Below are 10,810 nucleotides of genomic sequence, written 5' to 3'. Positions count from 1 at the left end.
ACCTGAAGGGCGATGCTCTGATGGATGCACAGATCGGTGACGAAGTCGGTGGAAACCGGCGCCGTCTCGATCAGACGCAATTGGCTGAGCGAGCGCTCACCCGCCTCGGTCATCTGCTCGAGCAAACGCCGCAAGTGCGCGCCCAGTTGCGCCACGCTGGCGTCGGCAAAACGGTCGCGCTGGTAGCTGAAGTGCACCGACAGCTCGGCGCCCAGATGCACCAGCAGGGTCAACGGATAGTTGGTCTGTTCGTGGTTCTGCACCGGACCGAATCGCAGGCCCTGCGGCGCGCCTTGCGCCAGCGCTTCGGCGATCGGGTAGTTCTCGAACACCATCAGGCTGTCGAACAGCGCGTCACCGCCCTGCCCGGCCCAGCGCTGGATCTGCGCCAGCGGTGTGTGCTCGAACTCGCGCAGCGCCAGGTTCTGCGCCTGTACGCCTTGCAGCCAACTGACCAGGCTCTGCTGCGCTTGTGGCGCGGCGATCACCGGCAAGGTGTTGATGAACAGACCGACCTGCTGCTCGGCCCCCGGCAGATCCGCCGGACGCCCGGCAACGGTGGCGCCGAACGCCACGCACTCCTTGCCGGTATAGCGCTGCAACAGCAGCAGCCATGCGGCCTGCATCAGGGTGTTGACGGTGACTTTCGAGGCTCGGGCAAACTCGCCCAGACGCTGGGTCAGGCTGGCATCGAGCACCTGGAAATGATCGCCGTAACCGACGCTCGGCAGACCGGCACTCGGCCGCGCGATGGCATCGGCCAGACGCGTCGGCTCTTGCAGATTGCCCAGCGCCGCCAGCCAGTAGGCTTCGGCAGTCGCGGCGTCCTGACGCTGCAGCCAGGCGATGTAATCGCGGTAACGCCCGGTCGGACGCGGCACCGCTGCGCCGCTGTAATGCTGCAACACTTCGCCGAGCAACTGCGCACTGCTCCAGCCGTCCACCAGGATGTGATGGTTGGTGTAGATCAGGTGATGACGGCTTTCAGCGATGCGCACCAGCACCAGACGCAGCAACGGTGCGCAGCTCAGGTCGAGGCCTTGGGCACGTTCTTCATCGGCAAGTTTTTTCAGCGCGGCATCAACGTCGCTCTGACCGCTCCAGTCGAGTACCCGGAACGGCACTTCGAGCTGACGCTGCACCACTTGCACCGGCTGCTCCAGATCGCCCTGCCAGACGAAACCGGTACGCAGGATGTCATGGGCATCCACCACCGCTTGCCACGCGGCGCGGAAACGCCGCGGGTCGACGCCATCGACGTCCAGACGCATCTGGTTGATGTAGTCGCCGTTGCCGTGTTCGAGCAAGGTGTGGAACAGCATGCCCTGTTGCATCGGCGACAGCGGGTAGATGTCGTCGATGGCCTGAGGCTGCGGCGCCAACACGTCGAGCTGGGCCTGGGTCAGGGTCGCCAGCGGGAAGTCCGACGGGGTCACGCCACGGTTGGCGCTGTCGCAGCAATGGGCGATCAGTGTGGTCAGTTCCTGCAGGTAATCGTCGGCCAGACGCTGGATGGTCGCCGGTTCGAACATCTCGCGGCTGAAGGTCCAGCTCAGGTCCAGCTCGCCGTTGAACACCTTGCCGTCGAGGGCCAGCGGGCTGCCCAGCGGGCCTTGCATATTCACTTCTTCGCCGCCGGATTCGCTGGTCGGCACGAACAGCGCTGCGTCGCCGGCCTCGAAACTGCCGTCGAACTGGCCCAGATAGTTGAAGGTCAGGCGCGGCGTCGGCAACGCCTGCAGGGTGGCCCGGGCGTGGTCGTCACCCAAGTGCGCCAGCGCCCCAAAACCGATGCCTTTGTTCGGAATAGCCCGCAGTTGCTCCTTGATCTGTTTCAGCGACGCGCCGAGGTCAGCGGTCGGGGTCAGTTTTGCCGGGAACAGACTGGTGAACCAGCCCACGGTGCGGGTCAGGTCGACGTGATCGAACAGGTCTTCACGACCGTGCCCTTCCAGCTGCACCAGCACATTGTCGTCACCGGTCCAGCGCACCATCACCCGCGCCAGCGCGGTCAGCAACAGGTCGTTGACCTGGGTGCGATAGGCCGCCGGGGCCTCTTGCAGCAGTTGGCGGGTCAGGGTTTTGTCCAGCGGCGTGCGGATCGACATGGCCTGGCAATGTTGCTGGCCACCCTGCGGGTTGTCGCACGGCAGAGTGTTCGATGCGCCTTGCAGATGCTGTTGCCAGAAGCCCAGCTCGGCTTGCAGCGGCGCGCTGCCGGCGTAGTCCTGCAATGCTTCGGTCCAGGCTTTCACGGCACTGGTTTTGGCCGGCAGCTGCACGGCCGCCCCCGACTGGGTCTGCCGGTAAGCGCTTTGCAGGTCTTCGAACAGAATCCGCCACGACACGCCATCCACCACCAGGTGATGGACCACCAGCAACAGACGCTGGCTGCCATCGGCCAGGTCCGCCAGCACCGCACGGATCAGCGAACCGCCGCTCAGTTGCAGACTGCGCTGGGCCTGATTGCCCAGCACTTCGAGAGCCGCCAGATCGGCGACCTCGACTTGCCACAGCACGGTTTCGCCGGCCCGGGTTTCAACGTCGCGGTACTGCGCCGTCCAGCCCTGCGGTTGCTCGGCAAAGTCCAGGCGCAGGCTGTCGTGATGCACGACCAGCGCATCCAGTGCCTGCTCCAGAACAGAAGCATCCAACGGCTGAGCCGTCTTGAGCATCACCGACTGGTTCCAGTGATGACGGTCGGGAATCGGCTGGGCGAAGAACCACTGATGAATCGGCAGCAGCGCGGTTTCGCCGGTCACCGGTTGCTGATCGATCGGTTGCACCGGCTCGCCGGTCTGCACCACATTGGCCAGGGCCTGAATGGTCTGGTGCTGGAACAAATCTTTCGGGGTGAAGCGCAACCCGGCCTGACGGGCGCGGCTGACCACCTGGATCGAGATGATCGAATCGCCGCCCAGCTCGAAGAAGTTGTCAGTCAGGCCGACGCGTTCCAGCTTCAGCACGTCCTGCCAGATCGTCGCCAATTGCTGCTCCAGCGCGCTTTGCGGCGCCACGTAAGACTGCTGCAATTGGCTGACGTCAGGCTTGGGCAGGTTCTTGCGATCGAGTTTGCCGTTCGGCGTCAGCGGCATGCGCTCGAGGGTCAGCACGTAGGCCGGGACCATGTGCGCCGGCAACGTGGCCTTGAGTTGCGCCCGCAGTTGCTCGGCGAAATCCGCCTGTTGCGAGTCGCCGACCACGTACGCCACCAGCCGTTTGCTGCCAGCGCTTTCCTGGGCCACGACCACCGCTTCGCGCACACCGTCGAGGGCTTGCAGGCTGGCTTCGATTTCGCCCAGTTCGATACGGAAACCACGGATCTTCACCTGGTTGTCGATGCGCTCCAGGTAGTCGAAAGTGCCGTCGGCACGCTGGCGCACCAGGTCGCCGGTGCGGTACAGCACGCCACCGCTTGCGCTGAACGGGTCCGCGACAAAGCGCTCGGCGGTCATCGCCGGGCGATTCAGGTAACCACGGGCCACGCCGCTGCCACCGAGGTACAGCTCGCCGGCCATGCCTTGCGGCAACAGATTCAGATCGGCGTCGAGCACGTAGGCGCTGCGGTCGCCGATGCGGCTGCCGATTGGCGCGTAGGCGGCGCCGCACGGCACATCGCGACCAGCCTTCCAGATCAGTGGCGTGACCACGGTTTCGGTTGGGCCGTAGCCGTTGATGATGTACTCCGGGTTCAGCACACGCTTGACCCGTTCGAAACTCGCATTCGGCACCGCATCACCGCCGAAGCAATAGATGCGCACCGGCGGCGGATTGCCCACGCGCTCGGCGTGTTCGGCCAGTTGTTGCAGGTACACCGGCGGGAACGCGACCACGGTCACGCCGTGCTCGATCATCGCGTTGTAGGTCTGCTCCGGTGTCCACAGGCTGTCGTCGCGAATCAGCAGCGAGCCGCCGTGGGTCAGGCTGGTCAGCCAGCGCTCATGGGCGCCGTCGAAGGCGAACGACATGAAGTGGAATTCGCAATCGCTGTCGCGCATTTCATAGCGCTCACCGATGGCCAGGCAGTGCATCGCCAGCGGCCCGTGGGTGACGCTGACGCCTTTCGGGTTGCCGGTGGAGCCGGAGGTGTAAATCACGTAGGCCAGGTTGTCCGGATCGATTGTCACCACCGGCGCCTGCGCCGAATGGCCGCTGAGGTCGAGGCGATCCAGTTCCAGCACGCTCATGGCGTCGTCGATCGGCAGTTGCGCCGACACGCGGGAATCGCTCAGCAGCAGCGCCAGCCCGGAATCCTGCATCAGGTACGCCAGACGCTCGCGCGGGTAGCTGGTGTCCAGCGGCACATAGGCGCCGCCGGCCTTGAGCACCGCCAGCAAGGCAACGATCAGCCCTTCGCCGCGCGGCATCGCCACGCCGACCCGCACTTCGGCGCGCACGCCACGGGCCACCAGTTCATGGGCCAGACGGTTGGCCCGGGCATCCAGTTCGCCGTAGCTGTAATGCTTGCCATCGAAAATGACCGCCGTGCGATCAGGCTGCAGCGCCGCCAATCGGGCGTAGCGCTGGTGCACGGCGATATCGGTTGGGTACGCCTGCGGATGATTTTGCGCCTGTTGCCGCGCATGTTCGTCAGCCGTGGCCAAAGCGATTTCACCGAGACGACGCTCGGCGGATTCAGCGAACTGTTCCAGCAGATGCAGCAACTGCGCGCTCAGGCGCTCGACCGTGGCGACGCTGAAATGCGCCTGGTCGAAGCTCATGTGCAGCGCCAGGGTTTCGCCCAGCGTCACGCCGAGGGTCAGCGGATAGTGGGTCTGATCCTGGTTGGCAACTTCGCCGAACACCACGCCCTGGGCGGTGCCGTGTTGCAGCGCTTCGGAAATCGGGAAGTTCTCGAACACCAGCAGCGTGTCGAACAGCGACTCGCCGCCCTGCCCGGCCCAGCGCTGAATGCTCGCCAGCGGTGTGTGTTCGAACTCGCGCAGCGACAGGTTCTGCGCCTGCACCGCCGCCAGCCACGCGGCTACGCTCTGATCGGGACGACTGCCGGCAATCAGCGGCAAGGTGTTGATGAACAGGCCGACCTGCTGCTCGATCCCCACCAGTTCCGCCGGACGCCCGGCCACGGTGGTGCCGAACGCCACGCAGGCGCTGCCGGTGTAGCGCTGCAACAGCAGCAGCCACGCGGCTTGCACCAAGGTGTTGACGGTAACTTTCTGCTCTCGGGCAAACGCATTCAGACGACGGGTGCGCGACGCTTCGAGGTTGTAATGCTTGAGCAGATGACCGACCTCGCTGCGTAATTCGCCACCGCCGGCCGCGGCTTGCGCCAGTACGGTCGGCTCGTGGAAATCCGCCAGTTGTTGCAGCCAGAACGCTTCGCTGACCGCCGCGTCCTGACGTTGCAGCCACTGGATGTAATCCGAATAACGGCTGACCGGACGCGGGGGTTGCTGGCCGGCATAACGCTGCAGGACTTCGCCGAGCATCTGCGCGCTGCTCCAGCCGTCCATCAGGATGTGATGGTTGGTGAAGATCAGGTGATGTCGGTTATCGCTGACGCGGATCAGGGTCACGCGCAGCAGCCCGGCCTGGGTCAGGTCGAACCCTTCGGCCAGATCGGCGGCGGTGAAATCCTTGAGGGCCTGGGCGATGTCGCTGTGTTCACGCCAGTCGAGCAGCGTGTACGGCAGCGCCAGTTGGCGATGGATGATTTGCAGTTGCTCCTGCAATTCGCCCTGCCAGATGAAGCCGCTGCGCAGGATGTCGTGGGCGTCCATGGTCGCTTGCCACGCCGCACGGAAACGCTCGGGATCGAGGCCATCGACATCGACGCACAACTGGTTGATGTAAGTACCGGTGCCCTGTTCGTACAAGGTGTGGAACAGCATGCCCTGCTGCATCGGCGACAGTGGGTAGATGTCTTCGATGCCCGCGGCCGGCACCGGGATCGCGTCCAGTTGCGCCTGATCGATGTGCGCCAGCGGGAAGTCCGACGGCGTCACGCCCATCGAATCCGCGTCGCAGCAATGGCTGATCAAGGCTTGCAGTTCGCGCTCGTAATCCTCGGCGAGACGGGCGATGGTCACCTCGTTGAATTGTTCGCGGCTGAAGGTCCAGCGCAGATCCAGTTCGCCGTCGTAGACCTGGCCTTCGACGCCCAGCCAGTTGTCCAGCGGCGCGTCGAGGCTTTGCTCAAGCCCGGCGCTTTCACCGGCCAGGCTGAACAGCGCACCGTCCTCGGCATCGAAGCTGCCATCGAACTGGCCGAGGTAGTTGAAGGTGATGCGCGGCATCGCCAGCGCCTTGAGGCCGGCCTGGGTGAACGCATCGCCCAGATGGCGCAGCACACCGAAACCGATGCCTTTGTTCGGAATGGCGCGCAGTTGTTCCTTGATCTGCTTGATCGCCGCCGCAACGGAATCCGCCGGTGTCAGACGTACCGGAAAAAGACTGGTGAACCAGCCGACGGTGCGGGTCAGGTCGACGTCGTCGAACAGGTCTTCGCGGCCGTGGCCTTCCAGCTGAATCAGGGTGTCGGCGTGGCCGGTCCAGCGGCTGATGACTCGCGCCAGTGCGGTCAGCAGCAGATCGTTGACCTGTGTGCGGTAAGCGGCCGGGGCCTGTTGCAGCAATTGCCGGGTGAAGGTTTTTTCGAGGCGGCTGTGCAGCACCAATGCGTGACGGCTTTGCAGGCTGCCCTGCGGGTTGTCGCAGGGCAGATCCAGTGCCGCGCCGTCGAGTTGTTGCTTCCAGAATCCCAGTTCGGCCTGCAACGACTCGGTCGCGGCATAAGCTTGCAGATGCTCGCCCCAGACCTTGTAGGCGCTGGTTTTCGCCGGCAGTTTGATTGCGTTTTTTTGCGCAGCCTGTTGATAAGCCAGTTGCAGGTCTTCCAGCAGAATCCGCCACGACACACCGTCCACCACCAGGTGATGCACCGCCAGCAGCAGACGCTGACTGCCATCGGCGACGGTCGCCAGCACCGCGCGCAGCAGCGGGCCGTTTTGCAGGTTCAGGCTTTGCTGGGCCTTGGCGTACAGCGCTTGCCGTTCGCTGTCGGCCAGCGTGTCGGCGGTCCACAACAGTTCCGGATCATAAGCCGTTGGCGCCACTTCGGCACGCCAGCCTTCGGTGCCTTCAACGAAGCGCGAACGCAGACCGTCGTGATGTGCAAGCAATGCATTCAGCGCCTGCAACAGTGCTTCGGCGTTCAGGGTTTGGTGGCTGCGCAGCAGCACCGCCTGGTTCCAGTGGTGACGCTGGGGAATCGGGTCTTCGAAGAACACCTGCTGGATCGGCAGCAACGGCAGTTCGCCGGTCACCGGGCCCTGATCGATGCTCACGCCAGCGCTGCCCTGCTGCGCCACGCTGGCCAGACCTTGTACGGTCTGATGCTGGAACAGATCGCGAGGGCTGAAATGAATCCCGGCCTGACGCGAACGGCTGACCACCTGAATCGAGATGATCGAATCACCGCCCAGTTCGAAGAAGTTGTCGGTGAGGCCGACCCGTTCGAGCTTGAGCACGTCCTGCCAGATGCCGGCGATTTTCTGCTCCAGCTCGCTGCGCGGCGCGACGAACGCCTGCTGCATCTGGCTGGCGTCCGGCGCCGGCAAGGCCTTGCGGTCCAGTTTGCCGTTCGGGCTCAGGGGCAGTTCGGCGAGGAACAACAGCTGCGTCGGCACCATGTAGTCCGGCAGGCTGTCCTTGAGCTGCGCCTTGATCGCTTCCCGTGCCGCGCCTTGTTCGTCGGCGCTCGCTGCAACCACCGATGCCTGCTTCGGCACCACGTAAGCCACCAGTTGCAGGCTGCTGCCGCCCTGCACCGCCAGCACCACGGCTTCGCTGACGTCGTTCAGTTCCAGCAGGCGCGCTTCGACCTCGCCCAGCTCGATACGGAAACCACGGATCTTCACTTGATGGTCGACGCGGCCGACGTATTCGAGCTGGCCGAGGGCGTTGTAACGCGCCAGGTCGCCGGTGCGATACAGGCGCGCCCCTGTGCTGGAAAACGGATCGGGAATGAAGCGTTCGGCGGTCAGATCGGCACGCTGGAAGTAACCACGCGCCAGCAATTCACCACCGATCAGCAGCTCACCGACCACACCGACCGGAGTCGGTTGCCCGTCGGCGTCCAGCAGATAGGTGTGACGGCCCGGCAGTGGCTGACCGATCGGCATTGTCAGCGGCAACGGCTGGCGACCGAAGACATAGTCGCTGCAATCGAGGGTGGTCGCAGTGACGGTGGCCTCGGTCGGGCCGTAGGTGTTGAGCAGTTTGACGTGTTCGAGCCCGGCCTGACGCCAGGCCTGCACACCTTCCGGCGGCATCGCTTCACCGCCGCTGTGCACCTGACGCAGCGCCGCGTAGTCACGCGGGCCGGCGGCGGCGAATTCCTTGGCGATCATGTTCCAGTAAGCGGTGGTCAGGTCCATGACCGTGATGCGGTGTTCAACAATGTTCCGGTACAGGGTTTCGCTGTCCCACACTTCGTTGCCGCGCAGCACCACCGAGGCGCCACAGGTCAACGGGCCGAACAGCTGCTCGCCGAATGCATCGAAGTTGAAGGTCGCAAATTGCAGCGCACAATCGGCAGCGCTCAGGCCGTAGTAATGCTGCGAGGCGAATGCGTGTTTGCTCAGGGCTCCGTGGCTGATGCCGACGCCTTTCGGGCGACCGGTGGAGCCGGAGGTGAACATCACATAGGCGAGGTTGTCGGCCCACACGGTGCGTTGCGGATTGCTTTCATCGGTGTGGGCCCAGATTTCGGCCTGATCCAGACACAGGCTCTGGACGTTCTGCGGCACCGGCAAACGGTCGAGCAAATGGCTTTGGGTCAGCAGCAAGCGGCTGCCGCTGTCTTCGATCATGCACAGCAGGCGATCACGCGGGTATTGCGGATCCAGCGGCACATAAGCGCCGCCGGCCTTGAGCACGGCGAGAATCGCGACGATCAGCTCCAGTCCGCGATCCACCGCCACGCCCACCAGCACGTCCGGGCCGACACCTTGCGCCAGCAGCGTGCGCGCCAGGCGATTGGCCCGGGCGTTGAGCTGGGCATAGGTCAGTCGCTGGCCGTCGAAAATCAGCGCGACGGCATCCGCTGTCAGTTCGGCCTGGGCTTCGAACAGTTGATGCACCGGGCGCTCGCTCGGCCATTGGGTGTCGTGACGGCCCCAGTCCTGAGTCAGTTGTTCGAGCTCGGTCGTTTCCAACAAAGCAATTTCACCGACGCGCTGCTGCGGATCGCTGACGATGCTGCGCAGCAAGTTCATCCAGTGACGCGCCATGCGCTCGATGGTTTCAGGCTCGAACAGATCCGTGGCGTAGGTGAACGCCGCGTGCAGTTGCCCGCCCTTCTCGTAGGTGTCCAGGCTCAGGTCGAACTGGGTGCTGCGGCTTTCCCACTCGATGACACCCAGTTCCAGGCCGCTGCCGACCTTGAGCGTGGTGACGTCGGCGACTTCCGGCTGGTGGTTGTACATCACCTGGAACAGCGGGTTGTAGCTCAGGCTGCGCTCCAATTTCAGCGCCTCGACCAGACGCTCGAACGGCAAGTCCTGGTGGGCCTGGGCGCCGAGGGCGGTTTCCTTGAGGTCACGCAGCAGATCGGCGATGGAGGTCTGGCCATCCAGTTCGACGCGCAGCACCTGAGTGTTGACGAAGAAACCGATCAGCCCTTCGATTTCCCGGCGGTTGCGGTTGGCAATCGGCACGCCGACGCGCAGGTCGCTCTGGCCGGTGTAACGGTGCAGCAGAATATTGAAGGTGCCGAGCAACAGCATGAACAGCGTCACGCCGTGCTGACGGGCGATGCCGCGCAATTGCTCGACCAGCGCAGCGTCCACCACGCGTTCCAGACGCCGACCCTGATTGCTCGGCAGCACCGGGCGCGGGTGATCCACCGGCAATTCCAGTACCGGATGTTCGTCGCCCATGTGCGCCAGCCAGTAGTCGAGTTGACGCTGCTGTTCGCCCGCCTCCAGCCAGCGGCGCTGCCACAGGGCGTAGTCGCTGTATTGCACCGCCAGCGGCGGCAGTTCGGCAGCGCGGCCCTGATCGTGGGCGTCATAGCAGCGGCAGAATTCGTCGATCAGCACGTTCATCGACCAGCCGTCAGACACAATGTGATGCAGCGTCAACAGCAGCACGTGTTCCTGCTCGGCCAGTTGCAACAGGCGCACCCGCAGCAGCGGGCCGTTGGCCAGGTCGAACGGCAGCAGCGATTGCTCCTGCGCGGCGGCGGCCACACGGGCTTCACGTTCGGCGGCAGGCAAATCGCTGAGGTCGATGCACTGGATGTCCAGCGGTTGTTGCAGCGGCACTTGCAGCAGGCTGTCGTCAGGCTGCTGCTGGAACACCGTGCGCAGGGTTTCGTGACGTTCGATCAGGCTGGCGAAGGCTTGCTCCAGCGCCGACGGGTTCAGGCGACCGGTCAGGCGCACCGCCGCCGGCAGGTTGTAGGCGCCGCTATGCGGGTCCAGATGCCAGAGAAACCACATGCGTTGCTGGGCATAAGACAGCGCCTGCCGATCCTCGGCCTCGACGCCTGCGGGAATCGGGAACCGGGAAAAATCCACCCCTTCTTTCGCCAGGGCAGCCAAGAACATCTGGCGCTTTTCCAGGGGCAACCCGATAAACCGGCGAGCGAGTTTCAAGGAGTCTTCTGCATTCATTTCTTGGCATCCGGATCAGTAGGCACAGGCCGCACAAAGGCACGTCGTCCCTATAAAACGAATGCAGACCGGAAAAATTAGCGATTGAGAAGAAGTGTCAGGCGGGAGGTAGAGCGGGGATTTCAGGCGCACCACCGATCAACTGTGGGAGCGGGCTTGCTCCCACACAA

At 64.2% G+C, this 10,810-nt stretch carries 1 pseudogene; it reads right to left on the bottom strand.

Features of this window, described 5'->3' with window-relative positions:
* Positions 1-86: 86 nt before the first annotated feature.
* Positions 87-10,466 (bottom strand): annotated as a pseudogene (locus tag ACSPX5_RS04420) (amino acid adenylation domain-containing protein); the annotation flags it as partial.
* Between the last annotated feature and the right edge of the window lie 344 nt (positions 10,467-10,810).

Origin of the sequence: Pseudomonas sp. HLG18, assembly GCF_051903985.1 — a bacterium.
Classification (GTDB): Bacteria; Pseudomonadota; Gammaproteobacteria; order Pseudomonadales; family Pseudomonadaceae; genus Aquipseudomonas; species Aquipseudomonas fluorescens_BT.
Note: the sequence above shows the minus strand (reverse complement) of the source record. Positions and strands in the feature narration are given on the sequence as shown.